This is a genomic window from Streptomyces sp. SID5643, from assembly GCF_009872555.1.
GTDB lineage: Bacteria > Actinomycetota > Actinomycetes > Streptomycetales > Streptomycetaceae > Streptomyces > Streptomyces iakyrus.
This window is the reverse complement of the sequence record NZ_WWIC01000251.1, coordinates 1-22325: the sequence shown is the minus strand read 5'-3', so window position 1 is coordinate 22325 and position 22325 is coordinate 1. Positions and strand designations below refer to the sequence as shown.

General features: G+C 70.8%; 21 protein-coding genes and 3 pseudogenes. 15 read left to right on the top strand and 9 right to left on the bottom strand.

Translation table 11 applies throughout. The features are described 5' to 3' along the window. Nucleotides 1–55 precede the first annotated feature (55 nt). The 4 genes from GTY56_RS27995 to GTY56_RS27980 are packed head-to-tail and all read left to right on the top strand — an operon-like array spanning nt 56 to nt 3622. Nucleotides 56–928 carry an enoyl-CoA hydratase family protein gene (locus tag GTY56_RS27995; RefSeq protein ID WP_161368089.1) on the top strand — a complete coding sequence of 291 codons (873 nt, stop codon included), beginning with the start codon at nt 56–58 and terminating at the stop codon, nt 926–928. Then, nucleotides 925–1791, top strand: coding sequence for a CoA transferase subunit A (locus GTY56_RS27990; RefSeq protein WP_346345604.1), 867 nt, complete (start codon nt 925–927; stop codon nt 1789–1791). Before GTY56_RS27995 ends, GTY56_RS27990 begins: the two co-directional genes overlap by 4 nt. Then, nucleotides 1788–2561, top strand: a complete 774-nt coding sequence (locus GTY56_RS27985) for a CoA-transferase subunit beta (protein ID WP_161368088.1) — start codon at nt 1788–1790, stop codon at nt 2559–2561. The genes GTY56_RS27990 and GTY56_RS27985 overlap by 4 nt, the downstream gene beginning before the upstream one ends. Then, a complete protein-coding gene (locus GTY56_RS27980; protein ID WP_161368087.1) occupies nt 2558–3622 on the top strand; it encodes an NAD(P)H-dependent flavin oxidoreductase in 1065 nt (354 codons plus the stop codon). The genes GTY56_RS27985 and GTY56_RS27980 overlap by 4 nt, the downstream gene beginning before the upstream one ends. Before the next feature lie 16 nt (nt 3623–3638). Here GTY56_RS27980 and GTY56_RS27975 read toward each other — a convergent pair whose 3' ends face one another. Genes GTY56_RS27975 through GTY56_RS27965 form a run of 3 tightly spaced genes read right to left on the bottom strand, consistent with a single transcriptional unit; the run spans nt 3639 to nt 6672 of the window. Next, entirely contained in the window at nt 3639–4640 is a 1002-nt protein-coding gene (locus GTY56_RS27975) for an acyl-CoA dehydrogenase family protein (RefSeq protein ID WP_161368086.1), read from the bottom strand. Beyond that, complete coding sequence (locus tag GTY56_RS27970) at nt 4640–5815, bottom strand: acyl-CoA dehydrogenase family protein (protein WP_161368085.1); 1176 nt, start codon at nt 5813–5815, stop codon at nt 4640–4642. The genes GTY56_RS27975 and GTY56_RS27970 overlap by 1 nt, the downstream gene beginning before the upstream one ends. After that, nucleotides 5815–6672 (bottom strand): enoyl-CoA hydratase, encoded by an 858-nt coding sequence (locus tag GTY56_RS27965; RefSeq protein ID WP_161368084.1) that lies wholly within the window; start codon nt 6670–6672, stop codon nt 5815–5817. The genes GTY56_RS27970 and GTY56_RS27965 overlap by 1 nt, the downstream gene beginning before the upstream one ends. Before the next feature lie 377 nt (nt 6673–7049). Between GTY56_RS27965 and GTY56_RS27960 the strand changes: the two genes are divergently transcribed. From GTY56_RS27960 to GTY56_RS27945, 4 genes and pseudogenes are all read left to right on the top strand, one after another. Beyond that, the gene (locus GTY56_RS27960) at nt 7050–7838 is read left to right on the top strand and encodes an SDR family oxidoreductase (protein ID WP_161368083.1); all 789 of its coding nucleotides are present in this window, start codon (nt 7050–7052) and stop codon (nt 7836–7838) included. A gap of 15 nt (nt 7839–7853) precedes the next feature. Beyond that, entirely contained in the window at nt 7854–8480 is a 627-nt protein-coding gene (locus GTY56_RS27955; protein ID WP_524540151.1) for a TetR/AcrR family transcriptional regulator, read from the top strand. Nucleotides 8481–8528: 48 nt separating this feature from the next. After that, nucleotides 8529–9686 (top strand): acetyl-CoA C-acetyltransferase, encoded by a 1158-nt coding sequence (locus GTY56_RS27950; protein ID WP_161368082.1) that lies wholly within the window; start codon nt 8529–8531, stop codon nt 9684–9686. 167 nt (nt 9687–9853) lie between these two features. After that, a pseudogene (locus tag GTY56_RS27945) lies at nt 9854–10066 on the top strand (restriction endonuclease); the annotation flags it as partial. A gap of 121 nt (nt 10067–10187) precedes the next feature. Here GTY56_RS27945 and GTY56_RS27940 read toward each other — a convergent pair. From GTY56_RS27940 to GTY56_RS27930, 3 genes are all read right to left on the bottom strand, one after another. Further along, nucleotides 10188–11036, bottom strand: coding sequence for an MOSC domain-containing protein (locus tag GTY56_RS27940; protein ID WP_161368081.1), 849 nt, complete (start codon nt 11034–11036; stop codon nt 10188–10190). A 38-nt stretch (nt 11037–11074) separates the two neighbouring features. Continuing rightward, on the bottom strand, nt 11075–11791 hold the full coding sequence (locus GTY56_RS27935; protein ID WP_202510836.1) for an MOSC domain-containing protein: 717 nt from the start codon (nt 11789–11791) through the stop codon (nt 11075–11077). Between the two features lie 295 nt (nt 11792–12086). Further along, a complete protein-coding gene (locus tag GTY56_RS27930) occupies nt 12087–13004 on the bottom strand; it encodes an aminoglycoside phosphotransferase family protein (RefSeq protein ID WP_161368079.1) in 918 nt (305 codons plus the stop codon). Nucleotides 13005–13374: 370 nt separating this feature from the next. On the opposite strand from GTY56_RS27930, the gene GTY56_RS27925 reads away from it, so the two are divergent. Continuing rightward, nucleotides 13375–14136, top strand: coding sequence for a hypothetical protein (locus GTY56_RS27925; protein WP_161368078.1), 762 nt, complete (start codon nt 13375–13377; stop codon nt 14134–14136). An 86-nt stretch (nt 14137–14222) separates the two neighbouring features. On the opposite strand, the pseudogene GTY56_RS40855 reads toward GTY56_RS27925, so the two are convergent. Together GTY56_RS40855 and GTY56_RS40850 are read right to left on the bottom strand one after the other, a co-directional pair. Further along, nucleotides 14223–14401: pseudogene (locus tag GTY56_RS40855) on the bottom strand (ABC transporter ATP-binding protein); the annotation flags it as partial. A gap of 57 nt (nt 14402–14458) precedes the next feature. After that, nucleotides 14459–14753 (bottom strand): annotated as a pseudogene (locus GTY56_RS40850) (zf-HC2 domain-containing protein); the annotation flags it as partial. Nucleotides 14754–15092: 339 nt separating this feature from the next. On the opposite strand from GTY56_RS40850, the gene GTY56_RS27920 reads away from it, so the two are divergent. Continuing rightward, complete coding sequence (locus GTY56_RS27920) at nt 15093–15677, top strand: DinB family protein (RefSeq protein WP_161368077.1); 585 nt, start codon at nt 15093–15095, stop codon at nt 15675–15677. Between the two features lie 253 nt (nt 15678–15930). Here GTY56_RS27920 and ku read toward each other — a convergent pair whose 3' ends face one another. Further along, entirely contained in the window at nt 15931–17025 is a 1095-nt protein-coding gene (gene ku, locus GTY56_RS27915) for a non-homologous end joining protein Ku (protein WP_161368076.1), read from the bottom strand. 424 nt (nt 17026–17449) lie between these two features. On the opposite strand from ku, the gene GTY56_RS27910 reads away from it, so the two are divergent. The 5 genes from GTY56_RS27910 to GTY56_RS27890 all read left to right on the top strand — a co-directional run. After that, entirely contained in the window at nt 17450–17803 is a 354-nt protein-coding gene (locus tag GTY56_RS27910; protein ID WP_161368075.1) for an STAS domain-containing protein, read from the top strand. 687 nt (nt 17804–18490) lie between these two features. Continuing rightward, nucleotides 18491–19492 carry an alpha/beta hydrolase gene (locus GTY56_RS27905; RefSeq protein ID WP_161368074.1) on the top strand — a complete coding sequence of 334 codons (1002 nt, stop codon included), beginning with the start codon at nt 18491–18493 and terminating at the stop codon, nt 19490–19492. Beyond that, nucleotides 19485–20657 carry an acyltransferase family protein gene (locus tag GTY56_RS27900; protein ID WP_161368073.1) on the top strand — a complete coding sequence of 391 codons (1173 nt, stop codon included), beginning with the start codon at nt 19485–19487 and terminating at the stop codon, nt 20655–20657. The genes GTY56_RS27905 and GTY56_RS27900 overlap by 8 nt, the downstream gene beginning before the upstream one ends. Before the next feature lie 81 nt (nt 20658–20738). Further along, nucleotides 20739–22046 carry a sensor histidine kinase gene (locus tag GTY56_RS27895; protein ID WP_161368072.1) on the top strand — a complete coding sequence of 436 codons (1308 nt, stop codon included), beginning with the start codon at nt 20739–20741 and terminating at the stop codon, nt 22044–22046. Beyond that, nucleotides 22043–22325, top strand: a 283-nt coding sequence (locus GTY56_RS27890; protein WP_161368071.1) for a response regulator, incomplete at its 3' end; no start/stop codon positions are given. The genes GTY56_RS27895 and GTY56_RS27890, both read left to right, overlap by 4 nt.

Here is a 22325-nt window from a genome sequence, read left to right as displayed (position 1 = left end):
CCGCTGCTACCTTCGTGCCTAACAAACGTTTGGTGGAAAGGTAGCTGATGCGCTCATGGGTGTCTCCACCACAAGCCCCGAAGAGGGCATCGCCGTCATCACCGTCGACTTCCCACCGGTCAACGCCCTTCCTGTACAGGGCTGGTACGACGTGGCCGCCGCGGTGCGCGCGGCCGGGTCCGATCCGGGCGTGCGCTGCGTCGTCCTCACCGCCACGGGGCGCGGGTTCAACGCCGGCGCCGACATCAAGGAGATGCAGCGCACCGAGGGGTACACGGCGCTCGTCGGCACCAACCGCGGCTGCTACGAGGCGTTCGCGGCGGTCTACGACTGCGAGGTTCCGGTGGTCGCCACGGTGCAGGGCTTCTGTGTGGGCGGCGGTATCGGCCTGGTCGGCAACGCCGACTCGATCGTGGCGAGTGACGACGCGACCTTCGGGCTGCCGGAGCTGGACCGGGGTGCGCTCGGCGCGGCCACCCACCTGGCCCGGCTGGTGCCCCAGCATTTGATGCGGACGCTCTACTACACCTCGCGGACTGTGACGGCCGACGAACTGCACCGCCACGGCTCGGTCTGGCGGGTCGTCCCGCGCGAGCGGCTGCACGCCGCGGCGATGGAGCTGGCCAGGGAGATCGCCGCCAAGGACGGGCTGCTCATCCGCCTTGCGAAGGCGTCGATCAACGGCATCGAGCCGGTGGACGTCCGCCGCAGCTACCGCTTCGAGCAGGGCTTCACGTTCGAAGCCAATCTCAGCGGCATCTCGGACCGGTACCGCGAGGCGTTCGTGTCGTCCCGGGCATCCAGGCCGTCCCGCTCATCCGACCCGTCCGACCCGTCCACGTCGTCCGAGCCGCCCAAGTCCTCCAAGTCGTCCAAGTCGTCCAAGTCCTCCAAGTCCTCCAAGTCGTCCAAAGGGGGATCGTGTTGAGCGACAAGACGATGACCGCCGAACAGGTGGTCGGCCGACTCCGTACCGGCATGACGCTGGGCATCGGCGGCTGGGGATCGCGCCGCAAGCCGATGGCCCTGGTCCGCGCGCTGCTGCGCTCCGGCATCACCGACCTGACCGTGGTGTCCTGCGGCGGTCCCGATGTCGGCCTGCTCGCCGCGGCGGGACGGATCCGCCGCCTCGTGGCCCCGTTCGCCACCCTGGACTCCATCCCCCTGGAACCGCACTTCACCGCCGCCCGGCAGCGCGGGGCCTTCGACCTGGTGGAACTGGACGAGGCCATGTTCATGTGGGGTCTGACCGCCGCCGCGCAGCGTCTGCCCTTCCTGCCGGTCCGGTCCGGCCTCGGCTCCGACGTGATGAAGGTCAACCCTCACCTGCGCACCGTCACCTCGCCCTACGAGGACGCCGAGGAACTCGTCGCGGTCCCCGCACTGCGCCTGGACGCCGCGCTCGTTCACCTCAACAGGGCGGACCCGCAGGGCAACGCGCAGTACCTCGGCCCCGACCCGTACTTCGACGACCTCTTCTGCCAGGCCGCTGCCGCCTCCTACGTCTCCTGCGAGCGGATCGTGGACACCGCCGACCTGCTCAAGGAGGCGGGCCCGCAGACCCTGCTGGTCCAACGGGCCTTCGTGAACGGCGTCGTCCAGACCCCGAACGGAGCGCACTTCACCTCCTGCGTCCCGGACCAGGACCGCGACGAGGCGTTCCAGCAGGCGTACGCGCGCGCCGCCCGCGACCCGGAGGCCTGGCAGAGGTTCACCGAGCGGTTCCTGTCCGGCGACGAAGAGGCGTACCAGGCCGCCGTCAAGGCCTTCCACGAGGAGCGGCAGTCATGAGCAGCGGTGCGACGACCACCGGCGTGACGCGCGCCGAGTACTGCGTGGTGGCCTGCGCGGAGGCATGGCGGCACGCCGGGGAGATCCTGGCGAGCCCCATGGGCACCGTCCCCGCCATCGGCGCCCGGCTGGCGAAGCTGACGTTCGCGCCCGACCTGCTGCTCACCGACGGCGAGGCGCTGCTCATCGGCGACGTCCCGGCGCTCGGCGCCCGCGCCCAGGTCGTGGAGGGCTGGCTGCCCTATCGTCGGCACCTGGCTCTCGTGGCCACGGGACGGCGGCACGTGATGATGGGCGCCGGCCAGATCGACCGCCACGGCAACCAGAACATCTCCTGCATCGGCGACTGGGCCCGCCCCGCCCGGCAGCTGCTGGGCGTCCGGGGGGCCCCCGTCAACACCCTGAACCATACGACCAGTTACTGGGTGCCCAAACACTCCCCGCGCGTCTTCGTGGAGCAGGTCGACATGGTGTGCGGAGTCGGCTACGACCGTGCCGCCGAAGCCGGCCCGTCGGCCACCCGCTTCCACCACGTCCCGGAGGTGGTCAGCAACCTGGGCGTCTTCGACTTCGCCACCCCGGACCAGTCGATGCGGCTGCGCTCACGGCACCCGGGGGTCACGGTCGAGCAGATCCTGGAGGCCACCGGTTTCGCCCTCGCCGTCCCGGACGAGGTGCCGTGCACCCGCGAGCCCACCGCCGAGGAGCTGCGCCTCGTCCGGGAGGTCATCGACCCGGACGGCGCCCGCGACCGTGAGGTGCCCGCATGAGCGACACCGCGATCAGCACGGCCCTCACCGAACTCGTCGGAGTGCGCACCCCCATCGTCCAGACCGGCATGGGGTGGGTCGCCGGGCCCCGCCTCGTCTCCGCCGCGGCCAACGCCGGAGCCCTGGGCATCCTCGCGTCCGCCACCATGACCCCGGAGCAGCTCCGCGCGGCCGTGCGCGACGTCAGGTCCCGCACCGACGCGCCCTTCGGAGTCAACCTCCGGGCCGACGCCTCGGACGCGGGGGAGAGGGTGCGGATCATCGTCGACGAGGGCGTGAAGGTGGCCTCGTTCGCTCTCGCACCGCGACCGGAGCTGATCGCCCGTCTGAAGGGCGCGGGCGTGGTCGTCATCCCCTCGGTGGGCGCCCGGCGGCATGCCGAGAAGGTCGCGGCGTGGGGAGCCGACGCCGTACTGGTGCAGGGCTGCGAGGGCGGCGGCCACACCGGCAGCGTCGCCACCACGGTGCTGCTGCCGCAGGTCGTGGACGCCGTGGACGTCCCCGTGATCGCCGCCGGCGGTTTCCGGGACGGCCGCGGACTGGTGGCGGCGCTGGCCTACGGCGCCGCCGGAGTGGCCATGGGCACACGCTTCCTGCTCACCTCCGACAGCACCGTCCCCGAGCCGGTCAAGGCCCGCTACCTCGCGGCGGGCGTCCAGGACGTCACCGTCACCACCAAGGTCGACGGCCTGCCCCACCGCATGCTGCGCACCGACCTGGTGGACGCGCTGGAGCGGTCCGGCCGCGCGGCCTCCCTGCTGCGCGCCCTGCGGCACGCCTCCGCCCTCAGACGGGAGTCGGGCATGAGCTGGGCCGGCCTGGTGCGCGACGGCCTGGCCCTGAAGCAGGGCAAGGACCTGACCTGGAGTCAGGTCCTGCTGGCCGCCAACACCCCGATGCTGCTCAAGGCCGCGATGGTCGACGGCCGCACCGACCTCGGCGTGATGGCCTGCGGCCAGGTCGGGGGGATCATCGACGACCTGCCCTCCTGCGCCGAACTCGTCGACGGCATCATGGCCGAGGCACACGCCACGCTCGGCGGGCTCCCGGCCGTCATGTGACGACGGGCCACCGGCTTCACCGCACCGCACCGCCCGCCAGTACTCGCGCTCGGCACACGGCCGGAGTGCCCCAGGCGGTGCGCAGCGGGCGGGCCTTACGGATCAACAAGGACAGGTCCGGTTCCTCGGTGTAGCCGACAGCGCCGTGGAGCTGGAGAGCGGTACGGGCCGCCCCGTACGCCGCTTCGCAGGCCGACACCTTCGCCGCGGCCACCTCCCGGCCCGCCGCCGGATCGTCAGCCGCCAGGCCCAGCGCGGCGGCGTGGACCAGCGGCTGGGCGAACTCCAGCGCGATAAGGGTGTCGGCCAGACGGTGCTTCACCGCCTGGAACGAGCCGACGGCCACCCCGAACTGCGTGCGCTGCCGCACGTACTGCACCGTGCGTTCCAGCAGTGCCCGTCCCAGCCCGAGGGCCTGCGCCGCCGTCACCAGCGCCGCCACATCGGCGGCGTACGCGGCGGCCGCTGTCACCGCGGGCCCCTGCGCGAACACGACTCCGCCGAGCGGACGGGCCTGCCTGCGCGCCGGATCGGCCGACGGTTGCACCGGGCCGTGCGACTCCGCGAGCCGTACGGTGTCGCCGTCCACGACGAACACGGCGTCCGCGGCGTCGGCGTCCAGTGCGTACGGGCTGCCCCACGGAGACAGGACGCACAGGGACACCACGGCCTTGCCCGACGCGAGCTGCGGCAGCCAGACGTGGGCGGCGTCGCCCCCGAGCCGTCCCAGCAGGGCACCGGCGGCGGCCGTCTCGGCCAGCGGCCCGGGCACGGCATGACGGCCCAGCTCACCGAAGGCGACGGCCAGTTCGATGGGCAACAGCCCCACACCCTCGTGCTCCTCCGGAACGGCGAGGGCGAAGACGCCGGCCTCCGCGAGCCTGCCCCACAGGGCACGTCCGGGTCCTTGGTCGCCGGACGCCCAGGACCGTACGACGCCCGGGATGCCGGCCGATCCCAGCATGCCGTCCAGCGTGCGGGCGAATTCCCGCTGCTCGTCGTCGAGAAGGAAACGCATCACCGGCGTCCCTTCGGCAGGCCGAGCAGCCGCTCGGCGATGATGTCGCGCTGGATCTCGTTGGTGCCGGCGTAGATCGGTCCGGCCAGCGAGAAGGTGTAGCCATCGGCCCAACTGCCGTGCGCGGGCGCCTCGGTGGCCTCGTCGGACAGCTCGCCGCAGGGGCCGAGCAGATCGAGGGCGGTCTCGTGCAGGGCGATGTCCAGCTCGGACCAGAAGACCTTGTTGAGGCTGGACTCGGCACCGATCGCTCCACCCGCGGCGATGCGCGAGGCATGCGCGTAGGTGAATAGTTGGTAGGCCCGCGCGCCGATCACCACGTCGGCGACCCGATCGCCCAGTGCGGTGTGACTGGAGCCGGGGCTCGCGGTGGAGTGCCACAGCGAGGCGAGCCGGGCGGCCGCGGCGGTGAAACGCCCGGGGCTGCGCAGGGTCAGCCCGCGCTCGTTGCCGCTGGTGCTCATGGCAACCAGCCAGCCCTGCCCCGGCTCGCCGATGACGTCCTCGTCCGGCACGAAGACGTCGTCGAGGAACACCTCAGCGAAGGCGGGCTTGCCGTCAAGCCGCCCGATGGGCCGCACGGTCACCCCGTCCGCGTCCAACGGGAACATCAGGTACGTGAGGCCCCGGTGCGGCCGGTCCGCGTCCGGGTCGCTGCGGAACAGCCCGAACGCGCGGTCGGCGAAGGCCGCCCGGGACGACCACGTCTTCTGCCCGCCGATGCGCCAGCCGCCCTCCGTCCGTACGGCGACCGACCGCAGCGAGGCCAGGTCGGACCCCGCCTCCGGCTCGGACCAGGCCTGCGCCCAGATCACCTCACCGCTCGCCATGGACGGCAGGACGCGCGCCCTCTGCTCGTCGGTCCCGTACGCGAAGAGCGTGGGGGCGAGCAGGTTGATGCCGTTCTGCGAGACCCGGCCGGGCGCGCCGGCCCGGTAGTACTCCTCCTCGAAGATCAGCCACTCCAGCAGGGAGGAACCCCGGCCGCCGAACCGTTCGGGCCAGGAGACGACCGACCAGCGGTCGGCGAACAGGGTGCCCTCCCACTCCCGGTGGGCGGCGAACCCCTCGGCGGTCTCCAGCGACGGCAGCGGCACGCTCGGCACACGGGCGGCGAGCCAGTCCCGTACCTCGGCGCGGAAGGCGTCCTCGGCGGCGGTGAAGTCGAGGTCCATCAGCGGCGGGCCTCCTTCATCGCGCGCACGTCCATCCCGCCGAGCGGGTCGTCGCCGGTCTCGGCGTTGTGGGCATGGGCGAGATGATGCAGCCCGAAGACCGAGTCCAGCCCCGAGTGCAGGCCCTGGAGGTCCTCCGCCTGATTGACGGCGCGCTTCGTCAGCGCCAGCCCCATCCGAGGCATCGCGGCGATCCGCTCCGCCAACTCCAGGGAACGCTCGGTGAGTTCCTCGCGAGGCACGACCCGGTTGATCATGCCCACCTCGTAGGCGCGCCGCGCGCTCATCCGGTCACCGGTGAAGAGGAACTCCTTGGCGATCCGCGGCGGCATCACCCACGGGTGGGCGAAGTACTCGACCCCCGGGATGCCCATGCGCACCACCGGGTCGGCGAAGAAGGCGTCCTCGGAGGCGACGATCAGGTCGCAGACCCAGGCGAGCATCAGCCCGCCGGCCACGCAGGCGCCCTGGACCGAGGCGATGACCGGCTTGGGCAGCTCGCGCCAGCGCCGGCACATGCCCAGATACACCTCGGACTCGCGGGCGAAGCGGCTCTCGGCGCCCGACGTGCGCGCGTGGTCCCACCAGAGTCCGGCCTTGCGGTCGAACGGCAGGTGCGCGTCCCGCTCAGGGGTGCCGATGTCGTGGCCGGCGGAGAAGTGCTTCCCCGCTCCGGCGAGGATCACGACCTTCACCTCGTCGTCGTCCGCCGCACGGTAGAAGGACCGGTCCAGGGCGTAGGTCATCGCGGAGTTCTGGGCGTTGCGGTACTCGGGCCGGTCCATCGTCACCAGGGCGACGGCGCCGCGACGCTCGTAGCGGACGGGTTCGGGGGGTGCAGTGCGGGCGGCGGACATCCGCAACCTCCTTCCCTAACAAGTGTTTGGTAGGTTAACGTACGGCTCGTCAGCCGTCGAGAGCCGCCGGGAGCCGCGCATGAGCACCGCGGAGGAGGACCACGCCGCTGTCCGTACCTGCCCGCGCTCCCACCCCACCGGCGATGTCGTGGCCCAGCGCGGCTGCGGCGAACCGGTGCCGGGAGAACGTGGCGCCGGCCGGCGGTGGTGCGGTCCCCGGACACACCTCCCCTGGAAACGGCACATGCCCGCAGCCGGACGGCCCTGCGCCGGCCGTTCCCCTTCTCCCGCTCGGACCCGACCTGCACCGGCTCCCACCAGATCCGGCGGAACTTCACCGCCGAGTGCGCCCTCGGCCTGCCGAAGGAGGTACGCCCATGACATCGGCCCCACCGCCGTACCTGCCCGGCCATCAGCTGCTCGCCGACCGCTCCGCCGTCGTCACGGCCGCCGCCGGTGCGGGGATCGGCGGCGCCACCGCCCGGCGGCTGCTGGAGGAAGGCGCACGGGTCGTGGTCTCCGATGCCCACGCCCGCCGTCTGAAGGAGTCCGCGGCGGAGCTGGCCGCCGAGTTCGGCACGGACCGCGTCACCGCACTGCCCTGCGACGTCACCGACGACGACCAGGTCACCGCGCTGTTCGCGCACGCCGAAGAGCACCACGGGCGCCTGGACATCGTGGTCAACAACGCGGGCCTCGGCGGCACCGCCGACCTCGTCGACATGACCGACGAACAGTGGAACAAGGTCCTCGACGTCACGCTCAACGGCACCTTCCGCTGCACCCGCGCGGCACTGCGCCGCATGAAGGCCGCGGACGCCGGCGGCGTCGTCGTCAACAACGCCTCGGTGATCGGCTGGCGCGCACAGCGGGGACAGGCCCACTACGCCGCCGCGAAGGCCGGCGTCATGGCCCTCACCCGGTGCGCCGCGGTGGAGGCCGCCGCCTACGGAGTGCGGGTGAACGCCGTCTCCCCGAGCCTGGCCATGCACCCGCACCTCGCCAAGGTCACCACCCCGGAGCTGCTGGAGGAACTGACCGGCCGGGAGGCCTTCGGGCGCTGTGCCGAGCCGTGGGAGGTGGCCAACGTGATCGTGTTCCTGGCCAGCGGCTACTCGTCGTACCTGACCGGCGAGGTCCTGTCGGTCAGCAGCCAGCACCCGTGAGGCGAGAATGGTCCCGTGCCGAAAAGCAGCAACAGCGCCCACAAGAAGAACACCGTGAGCCCGCCCGAGCGGCGTGAGGAACTCCTGGCCATCGCGGCCCAGGTGTTCGCCGCGCAGGGCTACAACGCCACGACCGTCCGGAAGATCGCGGACGCGGCGGGGATGCTGGCGGGCAGCCTGTACTACCACTTCGACTCCAAGGAGTCGATGCTGGACGAGATCCTCTCCGGCTTCCTGGACGAGCTCTGGGCCCGGTACGACGCCGTGCTCGGTGCCGGGCTCGGCCCCAGGGAGACGCTGGAGGCCCTCGTGACCGAGTCCTTCCGGGAGATCGACCGGCACCTCGACGCGGTCGCCATCTACCAGAAGGAGTCCAGACACCTCGGGACCCGGCCGCACTTCGCCTACCTCGTCGAGTCGCAGCAGAAGTTCGAGAAGGCGTGGCTGGGCACGCTGGAGCGGGGAGTGGCCGCCAAGGTCTTCCGCGCCGACCTGGACGTACGGCTCACCTACCGCTTCGTGCGCGACACGGTCTGGGTCGCCGCGTCCTGGTACCGGCCGGGCGGGCGGCACAGTCCCGAGGAGATCGCCCGTCAGTACCTGTCGATGGTGCTGGAAGGCATCGCACTGCACGACTCATAGACAGTCCCGCCCACCGCGGACACCCGCGGACCCGGAGGAGGAGACGCCATGGCCGAGGCCTACATCGTCGAAGCAGTGCGCACCCCGGTCGGCCGACGGGGAGGCGGACTGTCCGCCGTCCACCCGGCCGACCTCGGCGCACACGTGCTGACCGCGCTGATGGAACGCTCCGGCGCCGACCCGGCCGCCGTCGAGGACGTGGTGTTCGGCTGCCTCGACACCGTCGGCCCGCAGGCCGGTGACATAGCGCGCACCTGCTGGCTGGCCGCCGGGCTGCCGGAGGAGGTGCCCGGCGTGACCGTCGACCGCCAGTGCGGCTCCTCGCAGCAGGCTCTGCACTTCGCCGCCCAGGGCGTCCTGTCCGGCACCCAGGACCTGGTCGTGGCCGGCGGCGTGCAGAACATGTCGCAGATCCCCATCGCCTTCGCCACCCGCCAAGCCGCCGAACCCCTGGGCCTGACCGAGGGCCCGTTCGCCGGCTCCGAGGGCTGGCGGGCCCGCTACGGCGACCGGCCGGTCAACCAGTTCCTGGGCGCCGAGGAGATCGCCCGCAGGTGGGACATCACCCGGGAGGCCATGGAGGAGTTCGCGTTCCGCTCCCACCGGCGGGCGATCCGGGCCATCGACGAGGGCCGCTTCGACCGGGAGACGGTCGCGTACGGCGCCGTGACCCACGACGAGGGCCCGCGCCGCGACACCAGCCGGGAGAAGATGGCCGGACTGCAACCCCTGGTGGAGGGCGGCCGGCTCACCGCCGCCCTTTCCTCGCAGATCTCCGACGGCGCATCGGCCATGCTCCTGGCGTCCGAGCGGGCCGTGCAGGAGCACGGTCTGACCCCCAGGGCCCGCATCCACCACCTATCGGTGCGCGGCGAGGACCCGATCCGCATGCTGACCGCCCCGATCCCGGCCACCGCGTACGCCCTGAAGAAGTCCGGGATGACGCTCGACGAGATCGACCTGGTCGAGATCAACGAGGCCTTCGCACCGGTGGTCCTGGCCTGGCTGAAGGAGACCGGCGCCGACCCCGAGAAGGTCAACGTCAACGGCGGGGCCATAGCCCTCGGCCACCCGCTCGGAGCCACCGGCACCCGGTTGATGACCACACTCCTGCACGAACTGGAACGCACCGGTGGCCGCTACGGCCTGCAGACGATGTGCGAGGGCGGCGGCCAGGCCAACGTGACCATCGTCGAACGCCTCTGACAAGGTCACCGACTCGGCAGCGGATTCCGGACGCTGACGCGTGATGCCTCCCTTCGGTTGGGCTGGCGATCAGTCGGTCAGAGGGTGGTGTGTTCCCATTCCAAGGGATTGGCGTGGATCTGCTGCAGAAGCCGGGCGAAGAGGGTGCCGTCCAGAAGGACCTCGCCCAGTACCTGATGCGCCGCGACGGTTGCCAGGACGCGGAGCGGGTCGGTGGGGGCGGTGACCTGGGTGCGGACGTGAAGGCCACCGACCCGCTCGGGCGGCGCTGGGTGATCCAGTGCAAGCACCGTCGTAACGGCGCCCGCGGCTCGGCCGTGAGCACACCGGATCTGCAGGCCCTCAACGGCACGGCCCGGCGAGCGGGACCAGCGGAGCTAGCGACGTGGGAGGCCGGTCACCCTGGCTCCATCGGCGATCGCCGGCGGGCACGATGGGTGAACGGTTGAGCGCGGTCCTGAGGGGCGACCGGACGCTGCCCCTCGCCATACCTACGGCCGGCTAGCGGGCATCTACTCGGGTGACCGTGTCGCCGACGCGCACCACACCGGGTTCCACGACATCCAGGTAGATGCCCACACAGGAGAGCCGGCCCAGGTCGAGGACGGGAATGCGGTGCTCGCCGGCGACTGTGTGCATGATGCGGGGGTCGGGTGGGAGGTCGTCCTGGCCGAGGGTGGGGACCACGCACCGGGGTGTGGGCACCATGGCACGCAGCAGGGCCTCGCCGACGCGCAGCTGCGTACCGATCCAGGCGTCCTCGGCGAAGCTCGGCTCGCCCGGGATGTCGATGACGATGTTGGGGCGGAAGCGGCGGGGGTCGAAGTCCCCGACCGGGTAGGCCGAGCGCAGGCGGGCCAGCGTCGCGGTGGTGACGAGGTGGAGGCTGCCGAAGTCGAAGAACGTTCCCGGTGCCGCCCTGCCGGAGGTGATGGTCGCACCGGTGGTGTCGGTGGAGGCCGTGGAGCGCAGACTGTCGGGGATCCCTCCGCGGTAGCCGGGCACGGCGCGCTCCAGCCGGCCGCCGTGTTCGGGCGGGGTGTGCGACAGCATGACGCGGCGGCCCAGCAGTGCGGACAGCCGCGCGTCCAGGTCAGGGCTGCCGGCGTTCAGCTCGGTTCCGTCCGGCAGTTGCACCGTGATGGTCCGGCCGATGCCCAGTCTGCTGCGGCAGGTGAGCAACGGGCCCCACTTGCGCGGGTGTTTGGCGCTGCCGACCATGCCCCCCTCGTCGAGGACTGCTGCCATCCGGTCTCCGTGCAGGCCGCGTTCGGTGATCACCGCGTCGGTCAGTGTCTCTCCCACCATGGACTTCACCGGGTATCGATGCAGGGCCGTTACGGTACCCACGGGCTGTTTTCGTTCCTCTCGTCCTGCTGGTGATGGTTTCAGGGCTGTGCCACGGTCACGGGGTCGCCTGCGGTGATGGTGCCTGGTGCGGTCACGGTGCCCAGTGCGTCCAGACGCATGGCGTGTGTCCGGGCGATGGTCTTCAGCACGAACGGGGAGTGCGGCAGGCCCGGCTGGGATTCGTTGACCATGACGCAACGCTCGCTGGAGCGCACGAATGTGACACACACGGCGGTGCCGATACGGACGGTGGAGCCGAGCCACTGGTCCTCTACGAACGCGGGCGTGCCGGGTGGTGTGCGGATGAGGAGGTTGGGCCGGAAGCGGCGCTCGTCGACCGGGGTACCCGCCAGGGTAATGCGTAGCCAGTCGAGGGTGGCGGTGCTCAGCACACTCAGCGCAAGCTGGTCGAAGTGTGAAACGGCCCCCTCACGGGCCACTTCGACGTCCTGGCGTTGCAGGTAGTGGCGCAGGTAGGCGGTGGCATCGGCCACCGGGACCCCGGCCGGATCGAGCAGCTCGGGTTCGGTCAGGAGGTCGGCCTGCGGGTAGCGCGAGCGCAGCCGCAGCAGGCCGGGCATCCTTCGGAACCGGCGGGTGTTCTTGCCCGAGCCGAACCTGCCCTCGGCGTCCCGCACGGCATACAGCCGGTCACCCGCCAGGCCCCGCTCGTCCACGTCGGCCGAGGCCAGCCGTTCTCCTCCCGTGGACTTGATCGGATATCGCCAGATCCGCTCGACGGTGCCCAGCCTCATCTCCACCCCCCGGCCGGCCTACGGCCGGCGCTCTGCTCCCTGCCCCTCAGTGGACTTGCGTGACCCACACCCACCCCGGAACCGAGTCGAACGGCGCCACGCACACACCGCAGTGCCAGGCGCGCCTCCAGCCCTTGATGTGCTGTAAGGCTGGTTGACGAGCTGTCAATGTGCCCCGCGGTATGTCACCGAGGAGGTGAGACACCGGCAGGGCACAGGAACGCTGGTCGATCCATTCCGGCCTGACGGGACGGACGCGTTCGCCAGGTTCGCGCGTTCGGCATGGCGAGCGGGATCATGGCCGGGATCGGTATGAGTACCAGTCCTGAAGAACACGATCGAGTGCCGCCCGGCCTGCGGGCCCCCAGTTCGGCTTGCCGCCGGGAAGGCCCCGGTCTCCGTTCTGCCCCATGAGCATCAGGAAGAGGCTCTTCATGGCGGCCAGCCCGCGGGCGCGCCGGATCGCAGCCTCGTCTGCATTCCCGTACGTGTCGAAGAACCGTGAAGCGGTGCCCGAGGGGAGCAGGACCCATGCGGCCGCGAGGTCCCATGCCGGATCGCCGGCGAACAGGGCACCGAAGTCGACGATGCCCGAGAGCGTTCCGCCCGAGACGACGACGTTCGCGGGATGAAGGTCGCCGTGCACCCAGAGCGGCGGGCCCTCCCATGCGGGCGCCGCAACAGCGTCGTCCCAAACGGCCCGGACATCGTCGGCGAGGTCTTCGGGAACGACGCAGTGGAAGAAGTGGTCGAAGCCGTCCGTGCACTTCTCGGGGTGAGCGCCGAAGTCCGAGCTGACCGGCGCCTCGGCGGGTGCCTCCACGTGAAGTGCCCGGAGAAAGCCCGCCAGTGTGTCGGCCGCGTGGGCGCCGCGGCTGATCGAGCCGTGGTCCAGCGGCTCGCCGGGAACCCACGTCATCACGGTCCAGTGCTTGGGGAAGCGCTCGGACGGTTCACCCAACCGCACCGGGGTCGGCACCGGGAGCGGCAGGCGCGGGGCAAGCACCGGTAGCCACCGCCGTTCCTTGAGCTGGAGTTCCGGGGTGGGGTCCATGCGCTGCATACGCACGGCCAACTCGTCCCCGAGGCGCCACATTTGGTTGCCCCAACCGCCCGCCACCTCGCGGATGGCCAGCCCTGCAAGGTCTGGGTGTTGCTCCCGCAGCAGGTCACGGACCAGGTCTGCGGTGATCTCGATCTTGGAGGTGGTCATGCGAACCCACAGTATCGGGGCGGACGAGCAACTCTCGCTCCCCGGAAATCAGGCCACTTGATCTTCCCTGCGCGTGCGGTAGCCGCTGTTGGCCGCGACCGGGCTGTCCCAGTCACAGCACGCCCGCCACATCGGGCCCATGACGCTGAGGTCGCCAGGCCGACGCCCATCGCCGCTCCTTGGAGGACCGGAAGCTCCAGGCTCCTCGGACGGCCGACCCGGCCGGCCCCGCCAGTCGACAGCACCGGCAACCGGAGCCGCCCGGTCAAGGGGAGCCAACATGTCTCGAGGCAAACCCGAACTGCCGCCCTGAACGGAAGCTTCCCGAATCGACAGGACAGCCGCGAGCGGGCTGCGCGATCATAGGCCGATGACCACGAGACCGGACCATCTCAGTCTGAGCATCATGTGCCCGCCCCCCGACGAGGGCGTCTTGGAGGTCCGCCCGATCGTCAATGGCCGGGATCTTCTGGCCGAGGTGGTCTCCGGTGGTGTGGGCGGCTCTCGTTACCTGGGCGTGGGCCCCAGGAATCTGCTGGCCCAGGACGGGCTGTTGCATGCCACGGCGATGCCCCATGAGGTTCGTCTCGCCTGGTCCGGGTGCGGCGTGGAGGAGTGCTGTGGCGCGCTGTACATGACGGTCACGCGTGACGGAGACGAAGTTGTCTGGGCCGGGTGGCGCGACCTGGCCAATCAGGACCTCGACCTGCCGGAGCTTCGGTTCATCGCCGGTCAGTACGAGGCCGAGGTCCTGCGAGCCGAAGAAGACCGCAGTTGGGAGTGGCCGGCAGGAGCGGTTGCGCGGCTGCTCGAGGCAGGGCTGAGACGGCGTGGGGACTGGCTCGTCAGGTGGGACTGCGAGTTGGAAGGTGTCTGGGCCTCCCGCAAGGAACCCGACCGAATCCACGTCGTCCTGGGGCACCCCCGTGCCGGGGCCGATGCAGGTCTGCCCTGGCTGCAGTTCGGGATGACGCTCCTAATCTCCGCGGACGCCCCCTCGGTCCAAGCCGAGCGCCTTGAAGCGCGGTTGACGGCGGGCGACCCCCGTGCCACCGCCGAGGTCTGGGGAGGCTCGCACGATGCCGAGCAACTGGGCTACCCATGGCCGCCGGTCGTCCCGCTGTCCATGTGAACGGCAGAGAGAGGCGGGGTGGGGCCTCCCCGTGCCATTGGCATCCACTCGCAACCGCCGCCTCTCGATACGCAGGACACGGGCGTTCACCAAGTGCCCCTTCCCTGCGGTTCAGCAGCAGGGTCTGGTAGCCGCGCTCCAGGGGGCTGTCACCCAGTTGTTCGGGACCGCCCACCGAGGCCAGTTCGTCCGGAGGGCCCTGGAAGACCAGCCGGCCCTCGGCGAAGAGCACCACGTCGGTGCAGGGGACGGCGACGTCCTTCACCGGCCGCACTCACGGCGGACGTCATGTGGTGTCCCCTTCCCAAGTTCCTTGCGAAGGTCATTCATGAGCTTCCAGCACGGTGTACGCGCCTTCGCGGGCGATCACGACACCGATCCCGATCGCGAGGATCACCCCCCCACGCGGGCAAACCGCCCGTCTGCAGAGCGAAGGTCGTACGGCTGGTGGCCACGGTCGGCGCCACGAAGCCGGCGGCCCAGACAGAGGCCAGCACGACGGCTGCGCGGGTCACACCGATGACACCGCCGAGCGCCAGGGTCGTCGAGGTGAAGGCCATACAGGGCAACAGCCACTGGGCCACCATCACCCCCGTCGCCCAACCGCCCACCAGCAGCCCGCCGCGCGTCAGACCGCCACCGCAGGGGCTTCGGCCGGCTCGGTGAGGATCGACGAGCGGCGCCTACGGTCTCGGCCTGCAACGCCTGTTCCTGGATGGCCTGTCGCAGGATCAGAGAACAGCACCGAACAGCATGCGTGCAGTCCACCTGCGCGGTAACCGTCGCAGGCCGGGTCGGCCACGAGCCGTCACGCACCCCAACCCCATGTCCCTCTGACAGACAGTCATTCCCGCGCGCTCATCGTGCCGGGAGCCCCAAGCCTCGGCTCTGCCGGCCGTTGCGGACCATGTACGGGATCTTGAGACCACGAACAACCCATGGAAGGCTCATGCCACATGATCGATGAATTCGCAAAGGACAACCTGCACGGGAGGCTGCGGCGGGACCGCAAGGCGCTGCTCTGGAAGCTCGACGGCCTGTCCGAGTACGACGCCCGCCGGCCTTTGACAGCGACCGGGACCAACCTCCTCGGGCTGATCAAGCACGTGGCCGGCGTCGAGGCCAGGTACTTCGGAGAGGTCTTCGACCGTCCTTCCCCGGAGCTGCTGCCCCGGTGGCAGGACCACGACGGCAGCGATATGTGGGCGACGGAGGACGAGACCCGCGATCAGATCATCGGGTTCTACCGGCGCACGTGGGAACACGCGGACGCGACGATCGACGAGCTTCTCCTGGACGCCCCCGGCCACGTGCCGTGGTGGCCGGATCCTCGTCCCAACACGAACCTGTTCGCCGTCATGGTCCATGTCCTCGGAGAGACCAACCGGCATGCCGGACACGCCGACATCCTGCGAGAAGGCCTCGACGGCCGGACCGGGATGCGCCCCGAACACGAGGAGCGGATCGACGAGGAAGCCCGTGCGGCGCACTGTGCGAAGATCGAGCAGGCCGCCAGGTCGGCCCCATCAGCCGAGGCTTAGTCGCACATACCAGGCAGCCTGACATCAGCTCACCTACCAGCGCTTGCGATGTCCGAACACCCGGCCACCTGATAGGCCCCCCGCCACCCGATGTGGGCGTTCATTCCTTGCCTTCGTCGAGCAACGCAACAGAGTCGAGACAGAACCGGGCCCATCCCGGGGCCGCGCCGAGCGCCCAGCCGGGCCGCATGTCGGGCTGGTGGACCCGGGTGCTGAGCATGGGTTCGGGCAGGTTCCACGGGGTATTAGCGGGTCAGGCAGCGCTCTTCTTCTTGCGGCGGCCTCCTGCACGGCTGAGAGCGTCGATGAGCTCTTGCCGGCTCATCTTCGACCGGCCGGGCAGGTCCTGCCCGGTGGCCCGCTCGTACAGCTCTGCCTTGCTCAGCTGCCGCAGCTCGTCCTTGCCCGCCGCCCGCTCGCGCCCGGACGCGGACGAGGCACGGGCGGCCTGCGGCTGCTCCTTCCGGGCGGCGGCCTTCTCCGACGCTCCGGCGGCAGGCTTTCGTGCCGTCTTCCGTGCCGTCTTCCGTGCCGTTTTCTGTGCCGAGTCTGGCCGCTTCCTCTCGCCCCCGCGCGCTTGGTCGATGCTGCCCTGGAGTGCCTGCATCAGGTCGACGACGTTGGTCGCCGCCGGCGCCTCTTCAGCCGCAGCGACCTCCTGACCCTCGGCCTTTGCCTTGACCAGCTCGCGTACCTTCTCCTGGTAGGTGTCGCGGTAGCGAGAAGGCTCCCAGGGTCCGCTGAGGGAATCGACCAGCTGGAGCGCCATGTCGAGTTCCTTGCCCTTGCCGGCACGGCCGGAGGGCAGTTCGGGCAGCTCCTTGCCCGGGTCACGGACCTCATCGGCCCAGTGCAGGGTTTGCAGCACCAGGACCTTGTCCTCCGCGCGCAGCGCGGTCAGGTACTGCTTGCCGCGCATCACGAACGTCGCGACCCCGACCCGGTTCGACTGCGCGAGCGCCGCCCGCAGGAGCTCGTAGACCTTGGTGTACTCCTTGCCGCGCGGGGCGAGGTAGTAGGTGCGGTCGAAGTAGACCGGTTCGATCTGTTCGAGGTCGACGAAGTCGGTGATGTCGATGGTCTGGGATCGGCCCGGCGCGATCTCGTCCAGCTCGTCCGGCTCCACCAGGACGTACTCGCCCTCGCCCACCTCGTAGCCCTTGACGATGTCGCCGGTGCCGACCTCGTCACCGGTGCGCTCGTTGACTCGGCGGTTGCGGATCCGGTCGGCGGTGCCGCGCTGGAGCTGGTGGAAGTGGACGGTGTGGTCCTCCGTCGCCGAGTACAAGCCGACTGGCACGCTGACCAGCCCGAAGGTGATCACGCCAGTCCAGATCGCGCGTGCCATGAGCGCCCACTCTCATCCCATACCGCCGGCCGGCCAGTCGGGGGCCCGTCGGCGAGAGTGCGTGCCGGGCGTCGTGGGGCCACCCCGAACATGGTCTGTCTCTCATGAGACACCGCCGGCCGGCGGCGCGCACCTTGTGATCGGGCCCGACGCGAGGTGAGACCTGCACGTCCTCACGGGGACGAATCGGCCGGGCGACGGGTTTCACAGAACGTTTCCCTGCCGGCTGATCGCGGTCATGGGGGGAACTGTGCGACGGTGGATGGACGCCGAGACCGGCCGGCCCCCTTCGGGTGCCGGTCTTTTGGGGAAGTCGGGCGTTGCCCCCATCCCGGGCACCCGGCCCCCGCCATCGTCGTCCATCCCCTCCAAGGGGGTGCTTCGCCTTTGGGCTCGCAACCCCTGAAAGGGGGGCGCACCCCGCATGAACATCACCACCACGATCGACGGAACCACCGCACGCATCTCCCCGAGCGGAGAGCTCGACTTCGACACCCTGCCCCCGCTTCGCGCCACCGTCGACGCCCTGCCGCCGCACGTGACCGACCTCCAGTGGGACCTGGGCGGTACGGTGTTCATGGACGTCACCGGCCTCAACTTCCTCTTCGCCCCGGGGCCGCACGACAGCGCGCCGGGCCGCCGTACGACCGTCACAGGACTGAACCGCCAGCCGCTCTGGCTGCTGCTCCTCGCTTCCGAGGTGCGTCCCACCGGCTTCGACCTCTCCCGCCTGATCCCCGACACACCACCGACCGATGTTCGACCCGCAGCCTTCTGAGCGGCGGCGCGGTCGCGAGGTGGCCTCTTGCCGTGACCAGTACCTATGGGCCCGCCGGGTCCGGCGGGCGCCGGGTGGTTACGGAGCTTCGGCCACCTAAGTCAAAGTTCTCGACATTTGTCCATCGCAGGGAGGCGGCGAACACGTCGACCAGGTCGCGGGGCGGTTCGCGGTCGGCGAGGGCGCGGACCTTGGTCCTGATCGCGTCCTGATCGCGTCCTCCTCCGCGAGGACGGGCCCGTACAGGCTCTGGGCGACCGGCCGCCAGAAGGATGTGCCGCGATCGCATCCGCCGCGGGGCAGGTCGTCGCGCAGTCCCTCGTGCAGGACACTGCGGTACAGGGCCCATGCACTGGCGAGGCTTGCTCATGTCACCCTCGGCCTCCGCCCGGAGAGTTCATGATGAGCCGGCATATTTTGACGCTGGCAAGACGCTCGTGACGCTCATTTGAGGAGTGCTCGTCCACGTGACTGCTCCGGCCGATCCCCGGCGGTCGATCGAGGGCGAACCGGCCCTGCGAAAAGGGGCGTTGGCGCCGACAGGGTGCCAACCCACCCCCTACCCGTAGTACTTCAGAGCTACAAGCAGGGATCACTCCCTGGCGGGACGCGGGTCACTGGGCGTGATCCGTAGCTTCGGTGCCGCAAGCACGACAGGCATCAGGCACGGAAGGAACACCGTCCGCCATGGCGCTCCGTACCCGCAGGGGCCGTACCCGCAGGCACCGTCTGCGTCGCGCCCTGCTCGCCGCCCTGGTCGCCGCCTCGGTGGCCGTGCCGGTATCGGGCGCGGCGAGCCCCGCGCACGTCCCGGCGCCCGCACCGACCGTCTCCGGACCGCCGACGGCCGCCACCCCGGCCGCGCTCGCCGAGCGGTACGCCGCGTCGCGCCGCGACATCGGGGCGGCCGGGCGCGTGGCCGCCGCCCACGGCGATCGCAAGCGGGCCGACGCGTTGCGCGTCATGGCGCATCCGGCACGCCAGTTCCTGTCCTTCGACGGCCGCGAGGGAGGCCGGACCGTCGAGGTCGTCGGCGACCTCGCCCGCGCCGAACGGATCGCCGTGGTGGTGCCGGGCGCCGGCGTGCTCGTCGACAACTACTGGCGCTTACTGGGCGGCGCGAAAGCGCTGCACAAGGAGCTGGGCGACCGGTCCGCCGTCGTCGGCTGGCTCGGCTACGAAACACCGTCCACGGTCAGCATGGCGGCGGTGACCTCGGGGCGTGCCGACGGCGCCGCTCGTGAACTCCGCGGGTTCCTCGCAGAGTTGGAGATGCTCAAGCCCGCTGCCCGGACCTCCCTCGTCTGCCACTCCTACGGCAGCGTCGTCTGCGCCCGCGCCGCCTCCACCCCGGGGCTCGCCGATGTCGTCCTGTACGGCAGCCCCGGCACCGGCTACGACAACGCCGCCGCGCTGAAGACCCGGGCCACCGTCTGGACGGGCCGCAGCTCCGGCGACTGGATCGCCGATGTGCCGCACGTGCGGATCCCGCTGCTCGTCACCGAGATCGGGTTCGGGACCGATCCGGTGTCGGAGGAGTTCGGCGCCAAGCGGTTCCCGGCGGGCGACGGCGGGCACAGCGACTATCTGAAGCCAGGCTCCGTGCCGCTGAAGAACATCGCCCGGATCGTCCGCGGACTGGACCTTGAAGACCCGTCCGTGCGCACTTCGGGAGGCCGTCGTGCGTGACTTCGTCCGGCGCGTCGAATCCTCGACTCCTCCCGACCGCGACCGTGCTGTCGACGCCCTGCGCGCCTTCGCCATCGTGGGCGTGGTGCTCGGCCACTGGCTCGTGACCGCCCTGATAGAGGACAGCGGCACCCTGCGGGGCGCCAGTCCGCTCACGTTCATGCCCCACCTCGCCCCCGTCTCCTGGGTGTTCCAGACGCTCGCGGTGTTCTTCCTGGTGGGCGGGGTGGTGGGGGCGAAGGGGTACGCCTCCGCCCGCGCGCGCGGCACGACTTACCGGGAGTGGGTCGGCGCCCGCATGATCAGGCTGTTCCGGCCGGTCGCCGTCGTGCTGGGCGTGTGGGCCGTGGCGGCGGTCGCGATGCTCGCCGCCGGAGTGAACGAGAGGACGGTGCGCGCACTGTTCAAGCTCGTGTGGTCGCCGCTCTGGTTCCTGCTGGTGTTCGCGGCGCTCACGGCGATGACCCCGCTCGTGGCGAAGCTCCATCCGCTCTGGCCGCTCGCCGTCGTGCTGCACATCGACGTGATCCGGTTCGGGCTGGCGGGCCCGGCCTGGCTCTCCTCGGTCAACGTGGTGGCCAGCTGGCTGGTCCCGTACTGCCTCGGCGCGGCCTGGTCCAGGGGCGGTCTGCGCAGCCGCACGACGCGCTGGTCGCTGCTGTTCGGCGGAGCCGTCACCGCCGCCGGGCTGATCCTGTGGGCCGGCTACCCCGCCTCCATGGTCGGCGTGCCCGGGACGGAGATCTCCAACCTCGACCCGCCCAACCTGGCGACGGTCACGTTCGGGATCGCCCAGTGCGGTGCGGCCCTGCTGCTGCTCGGCCCGCTGCGGCGGGTGATGCAGCGGCCCGCCGCCTGGGCCGCGGTGGCGGTGGTGAACCTCTGCGCCTTGACCATCTTCCTCTGGCACCAGACCGCGATGATGATGGTGACCGCGCTCGGCCTCCCGGCGAGCGAGGCGCTGACGGGCCTGCACACGGTGCCGGACGGCGGCGGCTGGGTGCTCGCGAGGCTCGCCTGGCTGCCCGCGTTCGCGGTGGCGCTGGCGGTCTGCGTCGCCGCGTTCCACACCTACGAACGAGGCGGGCCGGCGAAGACACGGCGAAGCGGCCGGATCGTTCGCGGGGGACACCCGGACCCGGCGAAGCTCGCACGGCGTGCCTGAGGAGCATCGCGGCTCCGGCACTCTCCGCCGGACACCCCTGAGGAGACACGACTTGAGGAGACGCGCCCTACTGTGTCCTGCATGACGACATCGGACAGGGCGGAGCGGTTCGTGGCAGGCCTGCGGGCGCTGCCGCGCGCACTGCAGGAGGACCTTTGGACGAGGACCGCCGAGCCGAGGCCCACAGCCGGGGGTTCGCGGTGGCAGCGGGGACTCGCCGTGACGGTGGCGGTGCTGCTGGGTGCCGTCATCATTGCGTCCAACGGCAACAAGTACGCCTGGGCCTACCAACTGCGCGAACTCGGTTACGTGCTCGCTGTGGCCCAGGCGGCGATGCTCGTCGTCGCGTTGTACCGCCCGATCCCCGCCTGGTGGGGGGCGACGATGATTCAGCTGGCCCTTCTGGTGGCGTGGTTCGAGATGGCCGACACCGTCGGCGGCAGAGAGTTCCCCTGGACCGGCTCCGAACTCATCCTCCAGGCATGGGTGCTGTTCCTCGTCGCGCTCCGGGCCCGCCCCAGAACGGCGGTGGAGACGCTGGTGATCGGCGCGGTGCCGTGTCTGGCCTTCGCGTTCGCCACCGGCCACGGCGATCGAGCCCCCCTCGCAGCCGCGGTCCTCGTGATCGCCACGGTCGTCGGCGCCTCGCTGCGCGGCCGCCAGGTGGCCCGTACCCAACTGGTCGAGCTGGAGGAACTCACCGCCGAGGAGCGGGCCCGGCGCACGCTCCTGGAGGAGCGCAACCGGATCGCCCGAGAGCTGCACGACGTGGTCGCCCACCATATGTCGGTCATCTCCATCCAGGCGCAGGTCGCCCCGCACCTGGTCGAGAACCCGTCCGACGAGCTGAAGGAGAACCTGGCGAGCATCCGGGAGAACGCCAAGGAGGCGCTGACCGAACTGCGTCAGGTGCTCGGCGTCCTTCGCTCCGAGCACGCCGTGTTGGAGAACGAGCGGCACGCCCCGCAACCCACCCTCGACCGGCTGGACGAGCTCGTCGGCAATGTGCGCGGCGCCGGGCTCACCGTCACCACGCACACCACGGGCGAGCGGGCCCGCCTGTCCTCGGGCGTCGAGTTGTCGGCGTTCCGTATCATCCAGGAGGCACTGAGCAACGCGATGCGGCACGCGCCGGGAGCGGAGGTACGCGTGGAGATCGACCACCGGCCGACGGCCGTCACGATCAGGGTCGCCAACACCGCACCGGACCGGCCCACTCCGCCCTCGCCGGGCGCCGGCCACGGTCTGCTGGGCATGCGCGAACGCACCGCGATGCTGGGCGGCACGCTCGCTTTCGGCGCCACCCCCGACGGGGGGTACGAAGTGATCGCTGAGTTGCCCGCCAAGCTCCCCGCTCAGCAGGCCGACCTTGTGGAGGACACCGCATGACCACCATCCGCGTGCTGATCGCCGACGACCAGATGATGGTCCGCCAGGGATTCACGGTGTTGCTCAACGCCGAACCCGACATCGAAGTCGTCGGCCAGGCCGTGGACGGTAACGACGCGGTGGCCAAGGTCGGCGAACTCGCCCCCGACGTCGTCCTGATGGACATCCGGATGCCCGGGCTCGGCGGCATCGAGGCGACGCGCCGCATCACGGCGCCACCGGAGGCCACCACCAAGGTCCTCGTCCTGACCACCTTCGACCTCGACGAGTACGTGTACG

What these genes read in the sequence shown, in the direction of transcription:
- GTY56_RS27995 (WP_161368089.1), top strand. Translation starts at nt 56, where the DNA reads ATGGGTGTCTCCACCACAAGCCCCGAAGAGGGCATCGCCGTCATCACC.
- GTY56_RS27985 (WP_161368088.1), top strand. Translation starts at nt 1,788, where the DNA reads ATGAGCAGCGGTGCGACGACCACCGGCGTGACGCGCGCCGAGTACTGC.
- GTY56_RS27980 (WP_161368087.1), top strand. Translation starts at nt 2,558, where the DNA reads ATGAGCGACACCGCGATCAGCACGGCCCTCACCGAACTCGTCGGAGTG.
- GTY56_RS27975 (WP_161368086.1), bottom strand. Translation starts at nt 4,640, where the DNA reads ATGCGTTTCCTTCTCGACGACGAGCAGCGGGAATTCGCCCGCACGCTG.
- GTY56_RS27970 (WP_161368085.1), bottom strand. Translation starts at nt 5,815, where the DNA reads ATGGACCTCGACTTCACCGCCGCCGAGGACGCCTTCCGCGCCGAGGTA.
- GTY56_RS27965 (WP_161368084.1), bottom strand. Translation starts at nt 6,672, where the DNA reads ATGTCCGCCGCCCGCACTGCACCCCCCGAACCCGTCCGCTACGAGCGT.
- GTY56_RS27960 (WP_161368083.1), top strand. Translation starts at nt 7,050, where the DNA reads ATGACATCGGCCCCACCGCCGTACCTGCCCGGCCATCAGCTGCTCGCC.
- GTY56_RS27950 (WP_161368082.1), top strand. Translation starts at nt 8,529, where the DNA reads ATGGCCGAGGCCTACATCGTCGAAGCAGTGCGCACCCCGGTCGGCCGA.
- GTY56_RS27935 (WP_202510836.1), bottom strand. Translation starts at nt 11,791, where the DNA reads ATGAGGCTGGGCACCGTCGAGCGGATCTGGCGATATCCGATCAAGTCC.
- GTY56_RS27930 (WP_161368079.1), bottom strand. Translation starts at nt 13,004, where the DNA reads ATGACCACCTCCAAGATCGAGATCACCGCAGACCTGGTCCGTGACCTG.
- GTY56_RS27925 (WP_161368078.1), top strand. Translation starts at nt 13,375, where the DNA reads ATGACCACGAGACCGGACCATCTCAGTCTGAGCATCATGTGCCCGCCC.
- GTY56_RS27920 (WP_161368077.1), top strand. Translation starts at nt 15,093, where the DNA reads ATGATCGATGAATTCGCAAAGGACAACCTGCACGGGAGGCTGCGGCGG.
- ku (WP_161368076.1), bottom strand. Translation starts at nt 17,025, where the DNA reads ATGGCACGCGCGATCTGGACTGGCGTGATCACCTTCGGGCTGGTCAGC.
- GTY56_RS27910 (WP_161368075.1), top strand. Translation starts at nt 17,450, where the DNA reads ATGAACATCACCACCACGATCGACGGAACCACCGCACGCATCTCCCCG.
- GTY56_RS27905 (WP_161368074.1), top strand. Translation starts at nt 18,491, where the DNA reads ATGGCGCTCCGTACCCGCAGGGGCCGTACCCGCAGGCACCGTCTGCGT.
- GTY56_RS27895 (WP_161368072.1), top strand. Translation starts at nt 20,739, where the DNA reads ATGACGACATCGGACAGGGCGGAGCGGTTCGTGGCAGGCCTGCGGGCG.